Below are 22,960 nucleotides of genomic sequence, written 5' to 3'. Positions count from 1 at the left end.
TTTTTATTGATAGATAGAAATTTTTCTATCTATCATGCACTTATTTGAATTTTATGATGGAGGAAGATGATGATGGAAAAAGAAGAACAAAAAGGATTGGGAATATTTGAAAAATATTTAACGCTTTGGGTGGCTTTGTGTATGGTTACGGGTGTTTTAATTGGGAAATATTTGCCAGCTGTTCCAGCAACTTTAGGGAAATTCGAGTATTATCAAGTATCTATTCCAACAGCAATCTTAATTTGGTTGATGATCTATCCGATGATGTTGAAAATAGATTTTACTAGTATTGTTAATGCAGCTAAGAAACCTAAAGGTTTGATTGTAACTTGTACAGTGAATTGGTTAATTAAACCATTTACAATGTACGCCATTTCAGCTTTTTTCTTTTTCGTTGTATTTAAAGGGATTATCCCAAATGATTTAGCCAAAGAATATGTTGCAGGAGCAGTATTGTTAGGTGCGGCACCTTGTACTGCAATGGTCTTTGTTTGGAGTTACTTAACCAAAGGAGATCCAGCTTATACATTGGTTCAAGTTGCGATTAATGATTTAATTATTTTAGTGTTGTATGCGCCAATCGTTGCTATTTTATTAGGTGTTGGAAATGTAGCTGTTCCAATTAATACGTTGATCTTGTCGACTGTTTTATTTGTAGTGATTCCACTTCTTTTAGGTGTTGTCACTCGAACAGTCATTATAAAAAATAAAGGACTTCATTATTTTGAAACAGTCTTTCTAAAGAAATTTGATAAGGTTACAATTATTGGGTTGCTTTTAACGCTAGTGATTATTTTTTCTTTCCAAGGTGAAAGAATCTTGAATAATCCACTGCACATTCTTTTAATTGCCATTCCGCTAACCATTCAAACACTATTGATTTTTGCTATTGCGTATACATGGGCTCGTTTTTGGAAGTTGCCTCATTCGATTGCTGCTCCGGCAGGCATGGTTGGAGCTAGTAATTTCTTTGAATTATCAGTAGCAGTAGCCATCTCACTATTTGGTTTACAGTCAGGGGCAACATTAGCAACAGTAGTGGGCGTATTAGTTGAAGTACCAGTCATGTTGTTATTAGTTAAAGTTGCGAATAGTACGGTTGGATGGTTTGAAAAAAATGAGTTACCTCAATCGTTAAGAAGCTAGTTGAAGAAGACTAAATTTATTACTTGGAGATGTTGATTGTGGCAGGTGTAACAAAAAAATTATCATTATTAGATCGTTATTTAACCCTATGGATTTTTCTTGCAATGGGCTTTGGTATTGGTTTGGGTTATTTTGTACCAGAGGTTGTGACAGGAATAAATAAACTGGAAGTTGGAACAACTTCTATACCTATTGCGATAGGCTTAATATTAATGATGTATCCACCGTTAGCTAAGGTGAAATATGAAGAGATGTGGCGTGTCTTTAAAGATTGGAAGGTTTTATTATTATCACTTTTCCAAAACTGGATTGTCGGTCCCATTTTAATGTTTATTTTAGCGGTTGTCTTTTTACATGATTATCCTGAGTATATGGTAGGGTTAATTATGATTGGTCTGGCTCGTTGTATTGCAATGGTGATTGTGTGGAGTAACTTAGCTCAAGCGGACAATGAGTATACGGCAGGATTAGTGGCGTTCAATTCCATTTTTCAAATTATCTTTTATTCAGTGTTTGCCTATATTTTTGTGACAGTTATTCCGGGATGGTTAGGCTTAGAAACGCATGCTGTTTCAATTGGAATGGGTGAGATTGCAACAAGTGTTTTCATTTATTTAGGTATTCCTTTCATTGCAGGCTTTTTATCTCGTTGGATTCTAATAAAGAAAAAAGGAAAGAAATGGTATGAAGAAAAATTCATTCCTAAAATTAGTCCAATTACATTGGTTGCCTTATTATTTACAATTGTTGTGATGTTCTCTGTTAAAGGAGAAAAAGTCATTGAACTTCCAATGGATGTAGTAAGGATTGCTATTCCATTACTCATTTATTTTGTCCTTATGTTCTTTGTTTCATTCTTTATTTCTAAACGTATGGGGGGAACCAGTTATCCAATTGCAGCTTCATTATCGTTTACCGCAGCGAGCAATAATTTTGAATTAGCAATTGCGGTAGCAGTTGGCGTATTTGGTATTAATTCAGGGGAAGCCTTTGCAGCAGTAATTGGTCCACTAGTGGAAGTTCCGGTTTTGATTGGTTTAGTAAATGTAGCATTGAAATTTAAGCAAAAATATTTTAAGCAAACTTAAAAAAGGAATGAGGCATCTTTATGAAAATTGTGATTATTGGTTCAGTAGCAGCTGGGACAAGTGTGGCTGCAAAGGCTAGACGAAATACAGAGGAAGCAGAGATTGTTGTCTACGACCAAGACAAGGATATTTCCTATTCAATTTGCGGGATTCCTTATTATATAGGAGAAGAAGTTGAAGAGTTAGATAAGTTGACCCCTAGAAATGCTGCATGGTTTAAAAAGCGTTATAATGTAGATATTTTTACAGAGCATCGAGTGACAGCTATTCATCCTGAAACTCAAACGCTTGAGGTTGAGAATCTTCAAACAAAGGAGAAGAAAACCGAATCCTATGATGAATTGGTTTTAGCAACAGGAGCCAAACCGATTGTGCCAGAGATTTTTAAAGCACAGCAAGCTAATAGAAATCTTTTTCATGTTCGTACTATTCAAGATGCTGCTGCCATTCACTCATTTATTGAAAAAGAAAAGCCACAACAAGCTACTATTATTGGTGCAGGCTTTATTGGATTAGAAATGGCAGAGCAATTGGTTCATAAAGGAATAGAGGTAACTATTATTCAACGTGGCAATCAAGTCATGAAACAAATGGATGCTGATATGGCTTATCGTGTCCAAAAGGAGCTTGAAAAGAATCATGTTAAGCTCCAATTGAATACAACAATCACAAAAGTAATAGAGAAGGATGGCTATATTACTGAATTAGCAATCAGTCAGGGTCAAACAATCAAATCGGATTTAGTCATTCTTGCAGCTGGTGTTACTCCGAATACTTCACTTATTCAATCGACAACTATTCAATTGGGAAAATCTGGTGCGATTAAAGTGAATAAGAAAATGCAGACAACGGTACCACATATTTATGCGGTAGGAGATGTTGCTGAGAGCTATTCTGTCATTACAGACAAACCAATATATCGTCCACTTGGATCAACTGCTAATAAGATGGGTAGAATTGCTGGTGATATCATCACAGGAGGAACACTGGAACATCGTGGTATTTTAGGAACTGGTATTGTTCGAGTTTTTGATTTAGCGGTTGCATATACTGGTTTAACAGAAAAAGAAGCTAAATTAGAAGGATTAGAGACAGCTATTCTTTATAATATTAAGCCAGATCATGCGGACTACTTAGGTGGAAAAGAGCTGACAATCAAAGCTTTAGCAGATAAAAGTAGCGGGAGAATTCTTGGAGCTCAGATTATTGGAGAGCAAGGTGTAGATAAACGAATTGACGTAATTGCCACTGCAATTTCATTTGGTGCAGTAGCAGAAGATTTGTTCCATTTAGACCTTGCTTATGCACCACCATTTGCGACAACGAAAGACCCCGTTCTTTATACTGGAATGGCGTTAGATAATGCAATAAGCAATGGAACACCTTTAATGACCCCAACTGAATTGATTGAGCGACAAGCAAGTGGAGAACAACTGCAAATTATTGATACTCGTTCCAAAAAACAATATGAAATTTCTTGTGTTAAAGGGGCTATCCATATTCCATTAGCAGAAATACGTGATAGAGTGGCGGAGCTAGATAAAAATGTAACAACAATCACGTATTGTAATAAGGGCGTAACTGGAAATGCTGCTCAAAATATCCTGTTAAACGAAGGATTTAAAGAAGTCTATAATTTATCTGGAGGAAATAAAAATTACCAGATAATTGCCCAAATGCTCGCCTCTAACTGATTTAATGATGAAGGGATTAAATAGATGACAGAAGAAAAAAGAGCGTTGGCAAGACTTGCTGGTATCTTGGGAGCTTTCCTCGCTGCCAAACTATTAAACTATCAAATAAATGTTGGTATATTTGTAAATTTTGTTATAATTGTTGTGGTTCTATATGTTTTAGCTAAAAAAAGAGAATCTAAAGCTAAAGAAGACAAAAAATAGTTTGTCGCAAATGCAGTTGCACCTTGACTGCATTTGTTTTTTGACAAAAGAAATATAAGTAAGGAGGTAATGAGTAAATAAGCTATGCACTAGATTTAAAAGGCTTAAAAAAAGTATATGCGACCGGTGTTGAGGCGCTGCGTGGTATTGATTTAACTGTAGAAGAAGGAGATTTTTACGCACTGCTAGGTCCAAACGGTGCTGGAAAATCAACAAAAATTGGAATTATTACCTCACTTGTTAATAAGACTGCTGGTCAAGTGAAGGTTTTTGATTATGATATTGATAATGATTTAGAGCGAGCAAAGCAACAGATTGGTCTTGTGCCGCAGGAATTTAATTTTAATCCGTTTGAAACGGTTCAACAAATTGTAGTAAATCAAGCAGGATATTATGGTGTCTCAAGAAAAGAGGCACTGAAACGTAGTGAAAAGTATTTGAAGCAGTCCAATTTATGGGAGAAAAGAAACGTTCGTGCCCGTATGTTATCTGGAGGGATGAAACGAAGACTTATGATAGCTCGAGCATTAATGCACGAGCCACGTCTGCTAATTCTTGATGAACCAACTGCTGGAGTGGACATTGAGCTTAGAAGAGAAATGTGGGCATTTTTAAAAGAGTTAAATGAAAGTGGCACAACAATCATTCTTACAACTCATTATTTAGAAGAAGCAGAGATGCTTTGTCGTAACATTGGAATTATTCAATCAGGTGAGCTAATTGAGAATACAAGTATGAAAGCACTTCTATCAAAACTACAATATGAGACTTTCATTTTTGATTTAGATAGCTACGACAAAAAGCCTGTGATAAAAGGTTATAAGCACTTTTTTGAAGATGATCTAACACTTGCTATAGAAGTTGAACGAAATCAGGGAGTTAATAATATTTTTGAGCAGCTCAATCAGCAAAATATCAAGGTTCTTTCTATGCGCAATAAATCAAATAGATTGGAAGAGTTGTTCTTAAAAATTACCGAAGACAAACATCAAAAGGAGGAGAAAAATGTTTAGTATCTACTTTACAGCACTTAAAAGCTTAGCAGTTAAGGAAACCAACCGTTACCTACGGATATGGGTACAAACTTTAGTGCCTCCTGTTATTACGACCTCATTATATTTTGTTATTTTTGGAAAAATGATTGGTGGTCGTATTGGTGATATGGGCGGCTTCTCCTATATGGAATTTATTGTACCAGGTTTAATTATGATGTCTGCAATCACAAGTTCTTACGCAAATGTTTCTTCATCTTTCTTTTCTCAAAAATTCCAAAAGAATATTGAAGAGCTATTAGTTGCACCTGTACCCACACATGTTATTATTTGGGGATTTGTTATTGGTGGACTGGGTAGGAGTATCTTAGTTGGGACATTGGTTACAGTCATTTCTCTATTTTTTGTTCCACTTCATGTTTATTCATGGTTTATTGTGGTGATTACATTATTGATGACTGCAATTTTATTTTCATTAGCAGGCTTAATTAATGGTGTTTTTGCACAATCTTATGATGATGTTTCAATTGTACCAACATTTGTTTTACAGCCATTAACTTATTTAGGTGGTGTATTTTACGCCATTTCAATGTTGCCGCCATTCTGGCAGGCAGTATCGAAAATTAATCCAATTGTTTATATGATTTCAGGATTTCGTTATGGATTTCTTGGAACGACAGATGTACCAATTATGGTTTCAATTACAATATTAATCCTTTTTATCATCGTTCTTTATGCAATTTGTTATTATTTAGTAGATAAAGGAAAGGGATTAAGAAGTTAATAATTAAAAGACAGTTATTAGAATTAGCTCTTACCTCTAACATATTTGTGGAGATAAGAGCTTTTTTATTTTATTTCATGAAGATTGTATTTTAATGTATCAAAGAATTTGATTATGGTGTCCCATATCCCATGATATAAGGACTGTTTTTTTCATAACTTAGTTTAGCAATTTTGTCTCCTGAATTACCTTCAATTGTGTAAACAATGTTATTTTCTACTTTCTCAACAATTCCTACATGGTCGCTAACAGAATCACCATCCCAGTCAAAAAAGATGATATTACCACTTTTAGGCAAATTACCTTTTCCCAACCACTGATTTTTAGCTTTAAAATTTTCGGTTCTGTTGCACAGTTTTAAATAAAGAATAAAATCCCTTACGGTATCTATGATTTAAGCTGGGATTCCCAATAATACCTTGATTTCAGTACAGACCGAAAACCCGAAGAGAGTGCCTTCTTTTCGGGTTTTCTTATATAATCCTCGCATGGCTTCCATGCCTTTAATCGTGGTAGAGGCAGTGCGTAAACTTCGATAGAATTTATTGCGTCTCTTTACTGGACGATGGTCTTGTTCAATCAAATTATTCAGGTATTTAATGGTACGATGTTCTGTCCCTTGATAAAAGCCGTATTCTTTTAGTTTCTTAAAGGCACTTGTAATAGAGGGGGCTTTATCTGTGACTACAACCTTCGGTTCATCAAACTGCTTCACTAACCGCTTAAGAAAAGCATAGGCTGCTTGTGTGTCCCGTTTTTTACGTAACCAAATATCCAAGGTTAAACCATCTGCATCGATTGCTCGATATAAATAATGCCATTTTCCTTTAGTTTTGATGTACGTTTCATCCATTTTCCATGAATAAAAGGATTTTTTATTTTTCTTTTGCCAAATTTGATAGAGTAGTTTGCCATATTCTTGCACCCAACGATAAATCGTCGTATGAGAAACGTTAATGCCACGATCATATAAGATTTCTTGAACTTCACGATAGCTAAGGTTATAACGAAGATAGTAGCCCACGGCTACAATAATCACATCCTGCTGAAATTGCTTTCCTTTAAAAGGATTCATCGTCATTCCTCCTGCTATCTTTTTCTATTATTCTACCTTATTTGATAGTAGATTTAAAACTTTGCAACAGAACCATTTATTATTTAAAAGATACGTCTTGATATATGAGGAGGTCTGCGTATTTAATAATTTTATAAATCGTTATTTTTAAACTTTTTAATTGTTTTTCGACTTTTTTGGTGGTACGATTAAATTGTAATAAACAATAAAAAGGAGAGATAAAAATGTTTAAAGCCAGTAAATTATTAGTCCTTGTTGCAAGTCTAGTTTTAGTTTTGGCTCCTTCAATCAGTTGGGGTGTGAATGCTTCTGCTTCAGAACTTACAACAGATGATCCTATAGAGTATTACAAAGAAAATTCGGAATATTTCGATATTTCTTACGAAGGTGATGAAACGACTGTAACAATCACCGACTCAGATTTTAAAAATTTATTAGATGCAAAGGGAATTGATTCTTCTTTTCTTTTTGAAAAGAATGCAGTAATGAGAAGTAGTAGCAATGGGGTGACAAAAATTGTTTGGCGTGGTCAAGCTAGAAACGGCAATGTTGACTTATATTTAAGCAAGAATTGGTTAAATAATATGAGTAAGTTTGGAGCCGGAGCGGCTGCAGCGGCTGTAGCAACGATACTGCCAGGAGCAGGTTGGTCTATCGCATTAGGAGGAATTGGGGCAGTCATTAGTGGAGGAAACTTCCAACATGGTCGAGTTTTTGTAATAAGAGGGTTTGTTTATCAATACTATTATCTTCAGTAAAATATAACGAAAATTGAGGCTTAGGATGTGATTAAATGTTAAATAAGAAGAGTAAGATCATTCCTATTCTTGGAGTTTTTATAGGATACGTGATAATTGAAGTGGTTAAAACATATATGAACAGATCATTAAGTGGAGATATGTTCTTAAAAGACATATTGGTACCAGGATTGTTCTTTGCTGGTGGGTTTGCGATCTTCTACTTTATTTTATTAAGATATGTGAAATAAAAAAAGAAAGGATGTATGTCAATGAAATTAAAAGTTATAAGTACTTTTATCATACTTTTAGCTTTCATCGGTTTTACAGCTATCGATGTTTCAGCTGAAGAAAATAATTCAGTAGATTCTGTTACTATATATTTAGATGATTCAGAATCTGAGATTGCTAATGATGTGTCTATTACAGAGGATAATACTGTTATCCCTTCAATAAATAATAACAACATAACCGTAAGGGTCAGCCCAATTTTTTCAGCGGATGTTTGGATGAGCGTCGCAACGAAAAAAGGGGGTACCCCAGGTTTAAGTAAATATTGGTATGTACGCTATATTAGCGGAAGAAAGTATCAAGGTTATGTCTATTATATAGGGCAGTCAAGAGTTAAAAATTGGGGTCCACCACCACAACTAGAACATAGATTCCAAGGTACGCTAGATTTAGCTTAAAAGTAGTCTAATTAATTTAAAAATTTTTTCAGCGCCTATCTTTAATCTAAAGAAGGTGCTTTTTTTGTAGATGCTGATAGAAATAATAATTATTAGAGGGTCAGAAACTTAAAAGTTTTTGATCCTTTATTTTAAAGTCCGATTTTACAGCTTTTCGGCAGCTCATTTAATTATGGTCAGAAATAGTTGCTGAAATTTTATTCTATTAGCAAAGAGTCTAGAACTTATGAGAGGAGTCGGTTATCATTTGTCATTAACACAATAAATATTTATAAAATTCGTGTTCACCTACAATTAGATTTAATATATAATATTTGTTGTACGAGATTATATTTTTTAGCAAAAACTAGTTTTTTGTTAATGAACAAGAGAGGAAGAAACATTTAATGGACAAATTTCAGAGATTGTCATTAGTAAATCAATTTGAGTTATTGGCTAAATTTGATGACCAAAACAGATCTTATTATGAAAGAAAAATCGAAATATTGAGAGAAGGTTACGAGCTTCATTACGATGATGAAATTTGGAATGAACTTTCTGACCCATTGCCAAAAGACGATTCTCGATTTGTACTTGATGTATTGAGCATGTATAGAGATATCAATTTTAGCAAGAAAAACCTGAACTCGTCTGACAATCAGAATATTAAACCACATGCTACTTATTTCCGAGGGTTTGATTATAATGATCCCAAAGAAATAAAATTAGCGTTTTATGCTAAGTTTTTTATTGAAAAGTTAGATCGATTCCCTGAGTTAGTAGAGGATAAAGAATTTGAAGGATTCAATAGTCATCAACTAATGACAAACACTTATAATAAATATTTATCTAATTACAAAGTAGTAAAAACCTTATCAGATTATAAGTTTGGCAATCTTTCTGTAAATCTTATAAATAGAATCTTAGGTGAGTAAATGGATAAAGTAGATACTTTGTTGAATTTTATTGCCGTCATTGCCAGTATCTTTTTCTCTATTGTCAATTATAGATTTAAAGTTGCAAGCAAAAAAAGTGAAGTAAGCGCTGAAAAGAGTAAAGAAGATACTAAAGAAATTGTAGAGAATGCAAAGAAAGAGTTGATAAGATTAAGTCGTGAAAAAGGCTGGATCCAAGAATACTCCTCTATTGAAACTGAATTAAAGAGTATGAGATCAAAACTTGAAGATTTGTTAAACAACGATGAGGAAATTAATTTATATGGTATCTCTCCAAGAAAAATTATTCCAGAAATTAGAAAAAGCCTACTCACTATTCGTGATAGGTCACATTTGCCAGGACTAAAAGGATTTGATTTTACCTTATTTGAAAAAGAATTAACGGAAATTGAAACTGCTGACCAAGTTAAGAGAATAAAGATTGTAAAGGATCTTCAGATTATGATTACACAACAGATTTCATTTATAAAAGAAACAACTGATTCTATTAAGTAGAATACATTGTTTTTCTTATAATACCAATGAGACACAAGCTGGTTGTGTCTCTTTCGTTAAAATCGATCCATCCTTAGAGGCTCTAAGAGGAAATCACTTTTCTTTTAGGGCCTTTTTTCTATAGCTTGTTTAAATGTGACTTATTATCTGTTATAATCATATTAAGTAACATTTGAAAGGCGGCTAAAAATGAAGAGCGTAGAACCGATTCGCGACAAAAAAAAGATCGATGCCATGAAAGCAATTTTGGCTTCCGGCAAATATGGGCAACGAAATTTGGTGCTTTTTTCGATCGGGATCAATACAGCGTATCGAATTTCCGATTTAAGACAGTTGAAATTAAGTGATGTGTTAGAAATTTCCCGTGGACGGGTGATTGTCAAAGAACGTCTGGCCATGAAGGAACAAAAAACAGCTAAACACAATTCGGTTTTCATTTCGAACAAATTACGAAAAGTGATTCTTGAGTATGTTCAATCGGATTTTCCTGACCAGCTGCAAGTACAGGACTTCAGTAATTATTTGTTTCCAAGTCGCAAAGGAGCAGATACGCCTTTGACCCGACAAAGCCTTTGGCGGATCATTCATGAAGCAGGAACGGCGGTTGGGTTGAAAGAAATTGGTCCCCATTCGATGCGCAAGACCTTCGGCTATTTTTTGTACAAGCAAGGGACCAAAACAGAGATTATTCAGTCGCTGCTCAACCATTCTTCGCAACGGGAGACCTTACGCTATATTGGGATCACCCAGGAAGATAAGGATACCGCAGTAAAGAGTTTGGATCTATGACAGAATAATGCCCTATATAATAGAAGGAAAAATTCAAGAGGTGAGAAAATGAACGAAGAAAAGCGTCCGAAATTTCCTAATAAATACCACTTATCTCGCAAAGAGTCGGTGTACTTATTGAAAAAAAATATTGTGGAACTGGTGTATAATGCGGGAAAATTTGAAGGATTGAATACAACGCTATTACAAACAGAAGAGATTATTAAGTATAATCGGGCCAATAACGTGGCTGTAGATGATGTCCTGACCGTCGTTAACTTAAAAAGAGGCTTTGAAATGCTTTTAAACGACGTACAGGAACCATTGCTAGAGACAAGTAAGCGGATTAATCGGATCGTTGCAGCGGAAGATGCGCTTTTTCCTGGTGAAATAAGAACCGGCGGAGTAGAAGTATCGACTATTCAGGGAAGGTATGTTCCTCCAATGTTAACTGAAGATGAGGTAAAGAATCAATATGACAAGATAATGAATCAAGAGATATCAGAGACAGAAAAGGCATTGCGACTGTTTCTATTCATTTCGAAAAATCAAATATTTTGGGACGGTAATAAGAGAACTGCGTTATTAACTGCTAATCAGATTATGTTTAGCCAAGGTTTGGGATTGTTGTCCATTCCTGAAACTGTATTTGAAAGATTTAATGAATTGTTATCTATGTATTATAATAGCAACCAATTTAGTGATGAATCAAAAATTTTATCATTTATGTATGACGAATGTATTTTTGGAATAACTTACAAATCCTAGGTATGGAAAATCATTTTAATAAGTCAACTAATAGATACATGTATGACCGATGAAGTTTTGTATTATTTCGTCGACCTAAAATTAATTTAAAAGTTAAATTAGTAAAAAACAGCGCATATTAAAAAGATGTATAAAAGTAAGTGAAAAATAGTACTCATTTTTCTTTTTATTTCATGCTCCAAACAACGATAAAAATCTTTGCACAATTAATGTAAACATTTCACTGTCATTTGCTATAGGATGATGGTATAATTTGGTTGTGTTAATTGAGAAGTAAAAAATATCAATTATTATCTTTTACATTTTAATTAAAAAATATCTTGAAAAATATTTTTACTGTGTTTAACACTTGAAATTCTATTGATTTTAAAGTATAAAAATAGAGTACAGAGATATTGTAGTATCTCCGTACTCAAAGCGTAGCTACTAATTTACTGTGCGGTAGCGAGTTACAGCAACAAATCCAAGAACAAATAGATTAACCGTTTAATGCTGCCAGGCTTCTAACGGTTGGTCTTTTTGTTTGTTACTAGACTATTAATGTATCGTGCCAGTTTTTCAATTACTGGTGCAACTGTTGCAATAATTTTTACAATAGTTGCGATTTTAAGAATATCATCTAAATCTACCATTTCACCATCTCCTCATGAAAAAAATTTTTCCATAACAATCACATACGTGATTTTTGACAGCTACCGCTTGGCGATTAGATATAACAACCGATATATAATTACTTAACTAAAAAATATATCTGTTGTACTCTGCTACACTCCAAGTATAAATTAATCAAAAAAAAAGTCAACGGAAAAACACTATATCTTGTGCTTGTGATTACTTAATACACAATAAATAGTGTGTTTGGTTATTTTATACAATTCTAATTTTGAAGGGAATATTGATTTGATAGCTTTTTTTTGTAAGATTTAGGGAAATATTCAGAGAAAATGAGTAAAAAAAATTCCCGTTGTGCTAAATTTCACAAAAAAGATTTCTACTTGGATTCTATTATATATTAAATATAACAATACGATAGAATACCAATTTTTAAAATGATTATCAATAATTAATTAATCACATGAAGCGGTTCATTTGATTTAAGTCATATAAATATAATGATAAATTTTTTAGATCAAACATATTATAAAATAAAGGGACATCATAATTTTTATTTAGTTTACATAAGATATATTATACAAAGTTAAAGGCGTTTGGCGAATGTTAAGATTAAGCGCAACTATACATTGCTTTTATATAAACATAGTTCGTCTTTTGCTCTTTTTATCCCTATTGATAAACTTGAATTGATACGATTGTTCGACAAAATCATTTCATAACGAATGAAATGTTCTCTTGAAAATATCATGTAATTCTCGCGTATTCTAGTTTAAACTTTTGAGCTGGTGTTTTCCACTTTAGAATTTTTCTTGGTCTAGTATTTAAGTTTTCTACAGCGTCATCGACGATACGTTGCGAGACATTCTTAAAATTAAACGGTTTAGGGAAATATTCTCTAAGTAATCCATTATGATTTTCGTTAGAACCACGTTCATGAGGTGCATACGGATTTGCATAGTAAATTTTGCACCCGAAGGTGTCTTCAATAAGACCGACTTGAAATTGATTTACAAATTCAGTTCCTCGATCACAAGTAATAGATTTTACCCCTTGAGGATACATTTCTATTAGTTTTTTAATCGCTGCCATCATAGCGCGACCTGTTTTATTAGGGAGTTTAATCGCTACGTATTGTCGTGTCTTTCTTTCGATAAAAGTTGCGAGACAGGTTGATATGCCTCGTTTTGAAACTACTGTATCAGCTTCCCAATGACCAAATTCTGTACGAAGCTGAACAGCTTCTGGGCGCAAATCAATGGTTCTATTTTCAAAGAAAGCTCGATCAATGCGAATCTTCGATCCAGATGACTTTACTTTATATCTTTTTCCATGTCTCCTAAGCTTTTTGATGTTGAAATCAATGGTTTTTGAGTAAATCCAGTTATAGATCGTGGATGTACATACCTTTACGCTTTTAACGGAATGTGCAATTTGTTCTGGAGAATATTTTAGATTCAGATATTTTAAAATAGTTTTAGTATTATGAATCGTGGCTTTTTTAGTAACTCCACAGTTCTTTTTCCGCAATTTAGCGATATTTTGTGCACTTGAAGCTTGATAAGGCAACCGTGCGATACTGTTGGCTTTTCTAGCTTCAGTCCCCCGTTGAATCTCCCGAGTGATTGTTGAACGATGGCGATCTAATCTACGTGCTATTTCAGCTGGTCGTAATCCTTCGTCAAGATAGGCCTCAATTTTCCCACGCTCTTCAGCGGTTAAATGCTTATATACCATGTATCAAACTAGCTCCTTTGCTCTATTAATTACTACGGCAACGAATGATTTGACAATGAACCTTCACAGATATGAGATCCGCTTCCAACTAGGACCTAACTTAAGACAAGTCAGCTCAGCCGATACAAGGCTATCATATCTGTGTTCATAATCAAATCGTATTACCTACCGTATGCAGGCACATCGTATCATATTAAATAACGAGCATCAATATAAGTTTGCGGAGGTTTGTTGCGCTTTATTTTGCTATCCAGCAGTTATCGATGATAAATAGCTTTAAATCAGTATGATTATTGTGTTGATTATATTTATGTCAACTAATTTCTCGTTGTCATAAATATAATCAACTTAGCTAGATGAATTTTACTTGATTGACTACCTTGATAACAAAGCTATTCATAATTACGTGATTTAAAAAAGAAATCATACAATTAGTTAAAGTGGACCCTTTGTCAAGGACAATTCAAAAAGAAACCAAAACCTATTATGCAGCGACTAGCTGGTATCGATAATCATTCTATCTCAGCCTCTTTACTATTTTGTATCATTTCGTGCTCGTAAAGCCGATAAAATCGCAACCGTATCTATCACTTCTTGTAAAGCCGCCCCTAATAATGTTGGAATGATTCCAAAGCTAGCTATTACCATTAATACACAACAAATAATGATACCAATCAATACCGATTGTTTCGCTACGACCATTGTTCGTTTAGCAATGTCTCTGGCTTGAGCTACTTTAGCCAAATCATCTTTCAAAATAACAATATCTGCACTTTCACTGGCAGCTGTCGAACCATGCGCCCCCATCGCTATTCCGATATCCGCTACGGAAAGAGCTGGAGCATCATTTACTCCATCACCGACCATGACTGTTGGTCTAAGTGGCGCTGGGATTTCTTGAATATAGGCGATTTTATCTTGCGGTAGACAATCAGCATGCACCACATCAATGCCTACTTGGTCTGCAATACTATCTGCTACTTCTTGCTTATCTCCTGTTAATAAATGGATGCTCTCTACTCCTTCCGCCTTTAGCATTTGCATCGTTTCCTTTGCCTCTTGACGGACTTGATCTTTCATAGTCACATGTCCTATCATGACACCATTCACAGCAACAAATACCGCGACTTCGTTTGTTAAGCGATGGACATCTTTCTTCCCTACGAAGGTCGATTTACCTACTTTTACTTCGTTTCCTTCAATAAAGCATACGACACCTTGACCAGTCACTTCTTCCAAATCTTTCACTGGCAATAATGCCACACCTTTTTCTTTGGCTTCCCGAACAATGGAGCGTGCAATGACATGCCCCGATTCTTGCTCCGCACTGGCTACGAGTTGTAAAAATGTTTTTTCCGTATAACCACTCGTATAAGATAATTGATCAATGTAGAGCGCTCCTTCTGTTATTGTCCCCGTCTTATCAAATGAAAAGCTTTTAGCGGTTGCAAGTTTTTCGATGGTTGTCCCATTTTTCACCACGATACCATTGCGGCTAGACCGACTCATACCTGCGACTAGCGCAATCGGAGCAGCTAAGATTAAAGGACACGGTGATGCGACTACTAGGACTTCTGCAAAGCGTACCGGATCTTTAGAGAAAAACCATGCCAAACTACCAATCACATACGCAATAATCGTGAAAGGTACCGCATACCGATCTGCTAAACGAACAAAATTGGCCGGTTTTTGAGCCGATTCTTTTACTAATTTGACCAATAATTGGTATTGACTATCAGCAGCTACTTTAGTTACTTTAAAACGAAATGCTTGATCGCCATTTAGCGACCCTGACATCACTTCATCGCCAATTCCTCTTTCGACTGGTAATGACTCACCTGTTAAAGAAGATTCATCCAACGTCGTCTGACCTTCTTTAATCACACCATCCACTGGTACAAGCTCACCTGGTTTAACTAAGACAAGCTCACCGAGTTGCACCGTCTCAGCTTTGCAATCAATGATTTCCGCTCCCTTAATCACATGAGCAAGTTGAGGGGAATGGCTTAACAATTCTTGTAATTCTTTACTAGCTTGTCGGCTAGCATAATCTTCTAGACTATCTCCACCAGTAAGCATAATTAGCACAACTAAACTAGCCCAATATTGACCGACCGCCAATGTCGCTACAATGGCAGTAATAGCCAAAATATCCACACCGTATTTTCCCGAACGCAGTGTAGCAATCATGCCAATCAACATTTGAATGGCAATTAACCCACCCGTAATCGCTACAATCATATAAGCTATTGTCGGATTTTTGAATAGAAATTCAGCTAGTAAGGCTGCGAAACCGATTGTTAAAGTTAGAATAAATCGTTGGTAATTTTTCATTGTTCTCCTCCTCTATTTCACAAAAAGAGTGTAGCACCACAACTTTTCGAATGATAATATAATCCTCTAATTGATAACGATAATCAGATGCAACTATCAAAATCCTATTTTATATTATATTTATTTCAATTTAATACGTTAATCCACTAGGTAGTTAGAGTTAAACGTCGATGTGCCTATCATTTTTTTTAGGCATTCCGAAAAAAATCCTTTTTTTTTTTTTTTCATTTGAGGAGTAAACTAGCGTTGAAAAGAAATGAAAGGTGGTTATCTTCTTGAGTAAAAATGAAAATCATGCTCATAAGCACAAGTTGATGGAACACGCCAATGGTCCATCACTTGAGGAAATAAATGGGACGGTCGTTGTTCCTAAAGGTATGGGATTTTGGAAAACATTGTTCGCATACTCGGGGCCGGGTGCACTTGTGGCAGTCGGCTACATGGATCCGGGAAACTGGTCCACTTCTATTACTGGTGGACAAAATTTTCAATACCTATTAATGTCGGTGATCTTAATGTCTAGCTTGATTGCTATGCTTTTACAATACATGGCAGCTAAACTAGGAATCGTCACTCAGATGGACTTGGCGCAAGCGATTCGAGTGCGTACGAGCAAATCATTAGGTATTATTTTGTGGATTTTAACTGAATTAGCGATTATGGCCACAGATATTGCCGAGGTTATCGGGGCAGCTATTGCCTTATACCTACTATTTGATATTCCCTTATTGTATGCTGTTTTTATTACCGTCTTTGATGTCTTGTTGCTTTTATTGTTGACAAAAGTCGGATTCCGTAAGATCGAAGCAATCGTGGTTTGTTTGATTTTTGTCATTCTTTTTGTCTTTGTCTATCAAGTTGCTCTATCAAATCCAGATTGGGCTGCCGTGATGAAAGGCTTTATTCCAACAAGCGAAACATTCTCTTCATCGAAAAGTATCGGCGGTCAAACTCCTCTAACAGGCGCACTAGGAATTATTGGAGCAACTGTGATGCCGCATAATCTGTACTTGCATTCGGCTGTTTCTCAAACACGTGCCATTGATCATAGCGATGAAGATGATGTTGCCGAAGCAGTTCGCTTTACCACATGGGATTCTAATATTCAATTAACGATGGCTTTCTTTGTTAACTCGTTGCTTCTTATTATGGGTGTTGCTGTATTTAAAACTGGAGCTGTCCAAGATCCATCCTTCTTTGGATTGTATGAAGCCTTATCAGATCCTTCAACTTTAAGTAATGGTATCCTAGTTCAGGTTGCGAAATCTGGTTTATTGTCTACTCTCTTTGCAGTTGCGCTACTTGCATCTGGTCAAAATTCTACGATTACTGGTACTTTGACAGGACAAGTAATCATGGAAGGTTTCATTCATATGAAAATGCCGATTTGGTTACGGCGCCTTGTTACTCGTTTAATCTCGGTGATTCCGGTTTTAGTCTGTGTGGCGTTAACCAGTGGTAAATCGGCTATTGAAGAACATACTGCGTTAAATACGTTAATGAATAATTCTCAAGTCTTTCTAGCTTTTGCCTTACCATTCTCAATGGTCCCACTACTCATGATGACGGATAGTAGTCTTGAAATGGGTGATCGCTTCAAAAACTCATGGATCATTCGCTTATTAGGTTGGATTTCAGTCATCGGATTAACATATTTAAATCTAATCGGATTGCCCGGACAAATTGAAGGGTTCTTCGGTGACAACGCAAGTAAAACAGATCTTGTCATTGCAGATAGCATTGCCTACTTTACGATAGCTATTGTGCTTCTTTTGTTGGCATGGACAGTTTATGATCTATATAAAGGAAACAAAAAATTAAATGCGCGCATTCAATTAAATAATATGCGTGAAACGGAGTAGGAGGAGCAATATGTATGCGTTCAAACGAATTTTAGTTGGTGTGGAAGAGTCAGAAGATGCGTTAAAAGCCTTCCATTATGCTGTCCATCGCGCGAAACTAGAAGACTCTTCGCTTATCATCGCACTTGTTTTAGAAAACGAAGACATTAATACGTATGAAATTCTGGATAAGACCTTTTTAAAGAACGCTCGAGAAAAATTAATTCGCCAAGGTGAAACCTATCGTACTTACGCAAAAGAGCAAGGACTAACAGATGTGGAAGTTCTCATTGGTCAAGGAAATCCGGGTGAAGTTATTGTCAAAGAATTTATTCCAATTTCAAAGGCTGATTTATTAATCATTGGTTCTAAATCACGTAACCCTATCCGGAAATACTTAGGCACACAGGCTAGTTACATGGCGAAAAATGCGACAATTTCTGTTTTAGTATATCGTTAAAAAGAGGCGGAGACAGAATTATTTATCTACGAGCAAAAAGACCATAAACTCCAAAAGTTATTTTGAACTGCTCCCTGTCAAGTAGACAGTCAAAAAAAACAAAAAGATTTGTTCGAGTTTCACTCGAACTGGCCTTCAGAGGAGATAGAGAAAGTCCCTTTCTCTATCTCCTCTTACAGGTTAATAAAAAGACTTAAGCGACAGCCTTACTTCTGATTTCCATCGGAGTGAGTCCGTCGTGTTTTAGTGTGATTCGTTTATGATTATAGAAGTGAATATAGTCTTCCACGTCCGTGACTAAAGCTTCTCTGGTCGCATAGTTATTCAGGTAGTAACGCTCTGCTTTTAAAGTGCCCCAAAAGCTTTCGATTGGTTGGTTATCTAGACATTTCGAAACTCGTGACATACTTGCGGTAAATTTGTACGTATCTCTCAATGTTTTGTAAGCATGAGAAGTATACTGGAACCCACGGTCACTGTGGATCAGTGGTCGTGCTCCTGGGTTGGCTTCAAAGGCCTGTTTTAGTGTATCCATGACGATTTCATTATCATTTCTAGGACTCAATACATAGGCGATGATAGACTTGTCCCAAAGATCAACGATCGCACTCAGAAATTCTTTCTGACCATTCCCATATTTAAACTCAGTGATGTCTGTACACCAAATCTGATTTGGGGACGTGGCGGCGTCGAAGTTACGATTCAAAATATTCTCTGCTAGATGAATAGGATTTGACCGTTGCCAAGACGGACGCGGTCTTCTAATAACCGAATAGAATCCTAGAATACGCATAATACGGTGAATTCGTTTGCAATTATAGCGCGTTTCCAGCTTTTTATTCACAGCCACTGTCATTCGGCGATAACCGTAGATTTTCTTACATCCAAGATGGATTTCAGTAATGACTTCAGCGATGTGTTGCGTTTCTTCATCCTGGCTAGTCGGAACACGTTTGCTCCATTTGTAATACCCCTGCGTTGAGACAGTTACTAGTTGGCAAAGTCGGCTGATTGGCCAACCACGCTCTTCATTAAGCTCTTTGACTGCTAAAAATTTCGCTTCTTTTCGAGATAGCGCTAGCGTTTGAATCGATCCCGAATTTCTTGCAACTTTTTTTGGATAGCCACCTCCATCTCAAGGTGTTCTTTTTCTGCTTGAAGCTTCTTATTTTCTAGTTTGAGACAATCTAGCTCTGTTAGTTCCTCTAGACTCTTTTTGCGACCACGTCCGTCTTTCAATCCTTCTTGTCCAAGTGATTGGTATTTTCGCACCCACGAATAAACCTGTTGGTAACTCACCTGATACTTCTCGATTGCCTTATCATAGGCAAGTTCATGAGCAATCGTGTACTGCACGATTTCAATTCGTTCTTTATAGTCGGTTTTTCTGCCTTTAGTCATACGGGATTTTGACCTTCCTTTGCTAGTGGATTTAACTTCGCTACCACTAGTATACTTGGAAATCCACTTATTCAAAACACTGTTACCTGAAATAGAATACTTTTTGACTACAGACAGTTTGGATTCCCCTCCGTCTATGACGGCTTTAACAGCACATAACTTGGTTTCCTCTGAGTATGTCGTCCACGTTCTAAGTTCCTTAAGTCGTTCAGAACCACCTTCTTCGAACTTACGAAGCCAATCATGCAAAGTCCCGATACTGATACCGATTCTTTTTGCTTCAGCATTTCTAGATGTCCTCCCTTGTAACACTTGATTAACAGAATATAATTTTTCATCAACGCTAAACTTTACTCTTTTTGACATATAAAAAACTCCCAACATAGTAGTAAAGTGGACCCTTTGTCAAGGACAATTCAAAAAGAAACCAAAACCTATTATGCAGCGACTAGCTGGTATCGATAATCATTCGGTGCCAGCAGCTTTTTCAAATTCCACTGTCCGCGGTCATTATTATAGTAGTCTATATAGTCGTTAACCATCGTGTAAACTTCTGTATAAGACTGACAACTGGCGAAGTCACACTCATCCTTCATGTGGCCAAAAAATGATTCTTGTGGTGCATTATCCCAACAATTTCCACGTCTACTCATTGATTGGGTGATTCCTGAAGCTTTCAATTGTTTTTGAAATATAGGACTAGTGTAGTGCGAACCTTGGTCTGAATGGATAAGCACCTCTTGATGCAGTCGATTTCCGTGATTGGCAACCAGCTGCGTGACTGTTTTCAACACAAAATCAATTCTCAAATTATCCGAAAGTTGATGTGCGAGTATTTCATTCGTTTGCGCGTCTTTTATGGTCGACAAATAAGCAGTGGCTCCATTACCATATTGAATATAGGTAACGTCAGTTAATAGAATCTTCCCTGCAATCCCCTGCTTAAACGCGCGTTTGAGCTTATTTTCGACGAGATGATGTTCTTTCGTAGCTTTCGCTAATTTGCGATAAGGATTCGCTTTCCTTACCGAAGACAGAAGGTCGTACTTACGACAGATTCGCTGAACACACTTTCGATTCATGATTATTCCAAATTTATTTTTGAGTGTCATTACGATTGAACGTGTGCCTTTCTTCTTATTTCGAAAAGCAATCGCTTTTTCAACATCTTTTTTGAGCGCCAACTCTCTTTTCGCTTCTTGTGTTCGGAAAGAACTATTTTTATAGGCATAGTACCCACTACGGGAGACGCCAGCTAAACGACAGAATAGGCTGATTGAACGGTTTCGTTTGGTTGATAGTTCCTTAATGAGCGCAAAGGTAAGTGATGAAGTTCGTTTATCTGCCAGACTTCCTTTTTCGCTCAGTTCTAACTTTTTTATGAATTCGAGTTCACCTTTCAAATAGAGGTTTTCAGCTTCAAGTTTTGCCACACGTTCTTCAGGAGTGAGCACACGTTCCAATGGACGTCCACTATTCGCTTTTCTCAAATCTCGCAACCCGAGTGTTCCGTGTTCTTTCACAGCTTTTTTCCAACGAAAAGTCGCATTCTTAATACGTTCAGTGCCGATTACTTCAACGTCAAAACCTGCATCTTCAAAAATTCTTGTTGGTGATTTTCCGAGTTCATATTCTTCAATGAATTTTGTTTTGAAATCAACAGAATAGGTAATTGCCTTTTGACTTGCCTTAACGACATTTGGATTCGCTAGCAGAACTTTGAGCTGATTTTGTGTAAAGTGCTTGATAGTCATTGATTGATCCACCTTTCCTTTATCTTGTTACATTCAGTGTATACAAAAATAGACCCGATAGCTAAGGTATTTTTTTCAAACTGTCCTTATCTATGGGTCCACTTTAAAATGAACGTAAATTTTCAGCATTTAGCCTTAATTGTATACAATAGCCTTATAATGTATACAATTGTTTTGTTTCGTGCTATAATAAATTCATGAATGGAGGGAGAATCATGGCAACTATTCGAATTGATGATGAGTTAAAAAAAGATGCGGACAAAATGTTTGATGAAGTTGGAATGAATACGTCCGTTGCAGTAAAGATATTTTTAACGAAGTTTGTAAAGACAGGAAAGTTTCCGTTTGATATTGAAACTGATTCTTTTCAACCTACGAATGAAACAGCACAAGCCTTTAAAGAGACGGAACGCTTAATCGAAAAAGGTAATTTAGCCAACAATGAAGATTTGAACGACTATTTTACTAGGATGAAAAAAGAAGCCCTCGAGGAAGAACATGCTGAATTATAGGACGACGAAACGCTTTGATAAAGATGTAAAAAAATTGATTAAGCAGGGGAAGCCCGTCCAAAAGTTGCAAGCTGCTATGGAATTGCTTATTAATGAAGAAGAACTTGGTACAGAATACAAACTTCACCCCTTAGAACCAAAAAACCTCATACCTAAACGATGGGACATACACGTAGGTGGGCGAAACAGTGATTGGGTAGTAATCTTCTATTACTATGAGGGAACGATTATTTTTGAACGAACAGGCAGCCACTCTGATTTATTTCGATAATTTTATAATTAAAGAGCTGTTGGTTTCTAAGATAACTCAATTTTCTAAGTTTTTTCATAATCGTTTGTTATGATAACCTTAGATCTGAACTTAGACTTGCGCTGCCCGTTATTGAAGTTTCAGGCAGCGCTCTTTTTGGGGGATCGATAATGGAAGAACAAAAAATATTTGATAAACGCTGGCAGCTAGCATCAAGCGAACAAAGAGCAAGATATAATAATTTGATGTCCTCCTACCCTACTATTAATTGGACCTACAAAGAAAAGAAGTATTTGCTTTGGTTGTGCCAGTTAGATATAGATACCTTTGAAATATTTGAAGTGATCCTAGATAAAATTAAACAGAGTTCATCATAAACAAGCGAATCCTTCACTCGATTCGCTTGTTTTGCTATTTAATTGGTTGTCTCAGGACAATTCTAAGCTCATTTGAAGAAATATCGCTGGATAATCCCCTTTAAGTAAATGCTTCAGAATAGTTGGAAACACGTATTGCCAATGATCTCACTTTTTTATTAAAAAAATAAGCTAGTCCCTTGTATATTTAAATCAGTCAGTTAAATATACTTTCCTTTCTTTCGTATTGGTATACTGACTATAAGCGCTGTGGATTAGTACTAGTCCCAACAGCTCCATTTAGATGACTGGTTAAGGGAGGCTCTAA

25 protein-coding genes are annotated in these 22,960 nt (G+C 35.9%); 17 read left to right on the top strand and 8 right to left on the bottom strand.

Features of this window, described 5'->3' with window-relative positions; translation table 11 throughout:
- The first annotated feature begins 66 nt into the window (after nucleotides 1–66).
- The 6 genes from arsB (IGI76_RS16780) (at nucleotide 67) to IGI76_RS16755 (ending at nucleotide 5,908) form a co-directional block, all read left to right on the top strand.
- Complete coding sequence (gene arsB, locus IGI76_RS16780) at nucleotides 67–1,146, top strand: arsenite efflux transporter membrane subunit ArsB (RefSeq protein WP_236598632.1); 1,080 nt, start codon at nucleotides 67–69, stop codon at nucleotides 1,144–1,146.
- 29 nt (nucleotides 1,147–1,175) lie between these two features.
- Entirely contained in the window at nucleotides 1,176–2,234 is a 1,059-nt protein-coding gene (arsB, locus tag IGI76_RS16775) for an arsenite efflux transporter membrane subunit ArsB (protein ID WP_172762076.1), read from the top strand.
- Nucleotides 2,235–2,254: 20 nt separating this feature from the next.
- A complete protein-coding gene (locus IGI76_RS16770) occupies nucleotides 2,255–3,928 on the top strand; it encodes an FAD-dependent oxidoreductase (protein ID WP_201706025.1) in 1,674 nt (557 codons plus the stop codon).
- A gap of 24 nt (nucleotides 3,929–3,952) precedes the next feature.
- The gene (locus IGI76_RS16765) at nucleotides 3,953–4,132 is read left to right on the top strand and encodes a hypothetical protein (protein WP_002333374.1); all 180 of its coding nucleotides are present in this window, start codon (nucleotides 3,953–3,955) and stop codon (nucleotides 4,130–4,132) included.
- A 77-nt stretch (nucleotides 4,133–4,209) separates the two neighbouring features.
- A complete protein-coding gene (locus IGI76_RS16760; protein ID WP_201706048.1) occupies nucleotides 4,210–5,145 on the top strand; it encodes an ABC transporter ATP-binding protein in 936 nt (311 codons plus the stop codon).
- On the top strand, nucleotides 5,138–5,908 hold the full coding sequence (locus IGI76_RS16755; RefSeq protein WP_002415744.1) for an ABC transporter permease: 771 nt from the start codon (nucleotides 5,138–5,140) through the stop codon (nucleotides 5,906–5,908). The genes IGI76_RS16760 and IGI76_RS16755 overlap by 8 nt, the downstream gene beginning before the upstream one ends.
- Nucleotides 5,909–6,020: 112 nt before the next feature.
- Here IGI76_RS16755 and IGI76_RS16750 read toward each other — a convergent pair whose 3' ends face one another.
- Both IGI76_RS16750 and IGI76_RS16745 read right to left on the bottom strand, forming a co-directional pair.
- Nucleotides 6,021–6,263 (bottom strand): CHAP domain-containing protein, encoded by a 243-nt coding sequence (locus IGI76_RS16750; RefSeq protein WP_104872791.1) that lies wholly within the window; start codon nucleotides 6,261–6,263, stop codon nucleotides 6,021–6,023.
- Nucleotides 6,264–6,302: 39 nt separating this feature from the next.
- Entirely contained in the window at nucleotides 6,303–6,983 is a 681-nt protein-coding gene (locus IGI76_RS16745) for an IS6-like element IS1216 family transposase (RefSeq protein WP_438781778.1), read from the bottom strand.
- 224 nt (nucleotides 6,984–7,207) lie between these two features.
- On the opposite strand from IGI76_RS16745, the gene IGI76_RS16740 reads away from it, so the two are divergent.
- The 6 genes from IGI76_RS16740 to IGI76_RS16715 all read left to right on the top strand — a co-directional run bounded on the left by IGI76_RS16740 (nucleotide 7,208) and on the right by IGI76_RS16715 (nucleotide 11,375).
- Entirely contained in the window at nucleotides 7,208–7,741 is a 534-nt protein-coding gene (locus IGI76_RS16740) for a hypothetical protein (protein ID WP_174098317.1), read from the top strand.
- A gap of 251 nt (nucleotides 7,742–7,992) precedes the next feature.
- On the top strand, nucleotides 7,993–8,409 hold the full coding sequence (locus IGI76_RS16735) for a hypothetical protein (RefSeq protein ID WP_174098315.1): 417 nt from the start codon (nucleotides 7,993–7,995) through the stop codon (nucleotides 8,407–8,409).
- A 386-nt stretch (nucleotides 8,410–8,795) separates the two neighbouring features.
- On the top strand, nucleotides 8,796–9,323 hold the full coding sequence (locus IGI76_RS16730; RefSeq protein WP_201706023.1) for a YfbU family protein: 528 nt from the start codon (nucleotides 8,796–8,798) through the stop codon (nucleotides 9,321–9,323).
- Nucleotides 9,324–9,839 (top strand): (4Fe-4S)-binding protein, encoded by a 516-nt coding sequence (locus IGI76_RS16725; protein WP_174098305.1) that lies wholly within the window; start codon nucleotides 9,324–9,326, stop codon nucleotides 9,837–9,839. It abuts the gene before it with no gap.
- Nucleotides 9,840–10,028: 189 nt separating this feature from the next.
- Complete coding sequence (locus IGI76_RS16720; protein WP_021470057.1) at nucleotides 10,029–10,628, top strand: tyrosine-type recombinase/integrase; 600 nt, start codon at nucleotides 10,029–10,031, stop codon at nucleotides 10,626–10,628.
- 48 nt (nucleotides 10,629–10,676) lie between these two features.
- The gene (locus IGI76_RS16715; RefSeq protein ID WP_123867112.1) at nucleotides 10,677–11,375 is read left to right on the top strand and encodes a Fic family protein; all 699 of its coding nucleotides are present in this window, start codon (nucleotides 10,677–10,679) and stop codon (nucleotides 11,373–11,375) included.
- Between the two features lie 503 nt (nucleotides 11,376–11,878).
- On the opposite strand, the gene IGI76_RS16710 is transcribed toward IGI76_RS16715, so the two are convergent.
- From IGI76_RS16710 to IGI76_RS16700, 3 genes are all read right to left on the bottom strand, one after another.
- The gene (locus IGI76_RS16710; RefSeq protein WP_267912433.1) at nucleotides 11,879–12,007 is read right to left on the bottom strand and encodes a hypothetical protein; all 129 of its coding nucleotides are present in this window, start codon (nucleotides 12,005–12,007) and stop codon (nucleotides 11,879–11,881) included.
- A 727-nt stretch (nucleotides 12,008–12,734) separates the two neighbouring features.
- Nucleotides 12,735–13,724, bottom strand: a complete 990-nt coding sequence (locus IGI76_RS16705; protein WP_438781357.1) for an IS30 family transposase — start codon at nucleotides 13,722–13,724, stop codon at nucleotides 12,735–12,737.
- Nucleotides 13,725–14,258: 534 nt separating this feature from the next.
- Nucleotides 14,259–16,058, bottom strand: coding sequence for a heavy metal translocating P-type ATPase (locus tag IGI76_RS16700; protein ID WP_005237655.1), 1,800 nt, complete (start codon nucleotides 16,056–16,058; stop codon nucleotides 14,259–14,261).
- Between the two features lie 314 nt (nucleotides 16,059–16,372).
- Between IGI76_RS16700 and IGI76_RS16695 the strand changes: the two genes are divergently transcribed.
- Both IGI76_RS16695 and IGI76_RS16690 read left to right on the top strand, forming a co-directional pair.
- Nucleotides 16,373–17,920: an Nramp family divalent metal transporter gene (locus IGI76_RS16695; RefSeq protein ID WP_438781814.1), complete on the top strand. Its 1,548-nt coding sequence runs from the start codon at nucleotides 16,373–16,375 to the stop codon at nucleotides 17,918–17,920.
- 10 nt (nucleotides 17,921–17,930) lie between these two features.
- Nucleotides 17,931–18,359, top strand: coding sequence for a universal stress protein (locus IGI76_RS16690; protein ID WP_005237651.1), 429 nt, complete (start codon nucleotides 17,931–17,933; stop codon nucleotides 18,357–18,359).
- A gap of 193 nt (nucleotides 18,360–18,552) precedes the next feature.
- Here the strand turns inward: IGI76_RS16690 and IGI76_RS16685 are convergent, their stop codons facing one another.
- The 3 genes from IGI76_RS16685 to IGI76_RS16675 all read right to left on the bottom strand — a co-directional run bounded on the left by IGI76_RS16685 (nucleotide 18,553) and on the right by IGI76_RS16675 (nucleotide 21,514).
- The gene (locus tag IGI76_RS16685; RefSeq protein ID WP_438781816.1) at nucleotides 18,553–19,449 is read right to left on the bottom strand and encodes an IS3 family transposase; all 897 of its coding nucleotides are present in this window, start codon (nucleotides 19,447–19,449) and stop codon (nucleotides 18,553–18,555) included.
- A complete protein-coding gene (locus IGI76_RS16680; RefSeq protein ID WP_438781782.1) occupies nucleotides 19,437–20,126 on the bottom strand; it encodes a transposase in 690 nt (229 codons plus the stop codon). The genes IGI76_RS16685 and IGI76_RS16680 overlap by 13 nt, the downstream gene beginning before the upstream one ends.
- Nucleotides 20,127–20,197: 71 nt before the next feature.
- A complete protein-coding gene (locus tag IGI76_RS16675) occupies nucleotides 20,198–21,514 on the bottom strand; it encodes an IS3 family transposase (RefSeq protein WP_438781784.1) in 1,317 nt (438 codons plus the stop codon).
- A 215-nt stretch (nucleotides 21,515–21,729) separates the two neighbouring features.
- Here IGI76_RS16675 and IGI76_RS16670 point away from each other — a divergent pair, with 215 nt between their 5' ends.
- The 3 genes from IGI76_RS16670 to IGI76_RS16660 all read left to right on the top strand — a co-directional run bounded on the left by IGI76_RS16670 (nucleotide 21,730) and on the right by IGI76_RS16660 (nucleotide 22,653).
- Nucleotides 21,730–22,026 carry a type II toxin-antitoxin system RelB/DinJ family antitoxin gene (locus tag IGI76_RS16670; protein WP_115231952.1) on the top strand — a complete coding sequence of 99 codons (297 nt, stop codon included), beginning with the start codon at nucleotides 21,730–21,732 and terminating at the stop codon, nucleotides 22,024–22,026.
- On the top strand, nucleotides 22,013–22,297 hold the full coding sequence (locus IGI76_RS16665; protein ID WP_438781786.1) for a type II toxin-antitoxin system RelE/ParE family toxin: 285 nt from the start codon (nucleotides 22,013–22,015) through the stop codon (nucleotides 22,295–22,297). Before IGI76_RS16670 ends, IGI76_RS16665 begins: the two co-directional genes overlap by 14 nt.
- A 149-nt stretch (nucleotides 22,298–22,446) precedes the next feature.
- Nucleotides 22,447–22,653, top strand: a complete 207-nt coding sequence (locus IGI76_RS16660) for a hypothetical protein (protein ID WP_438781788.1) — start codon at nucleotides 22,447–22,449, stop codon at nucleotides 22,651–22,653.
- Nucleotides 22,654–22,960 lie beyond the last annotated feature (307 nt).

The sequence above is a fragment of the Enterococcus sp. DIV2449a genome (assembly GCF_051711225.1).
Taxonomy (GTDB): Bacteria; Bacillota; Bacilli; order Lactobacillales; family Enterococcaceae; genus Enterococcus_D; species Enterococcus_D casseliflavus.
This window is presented reverse-complemented; position numbering and strand designations above follow the sequence as displayed.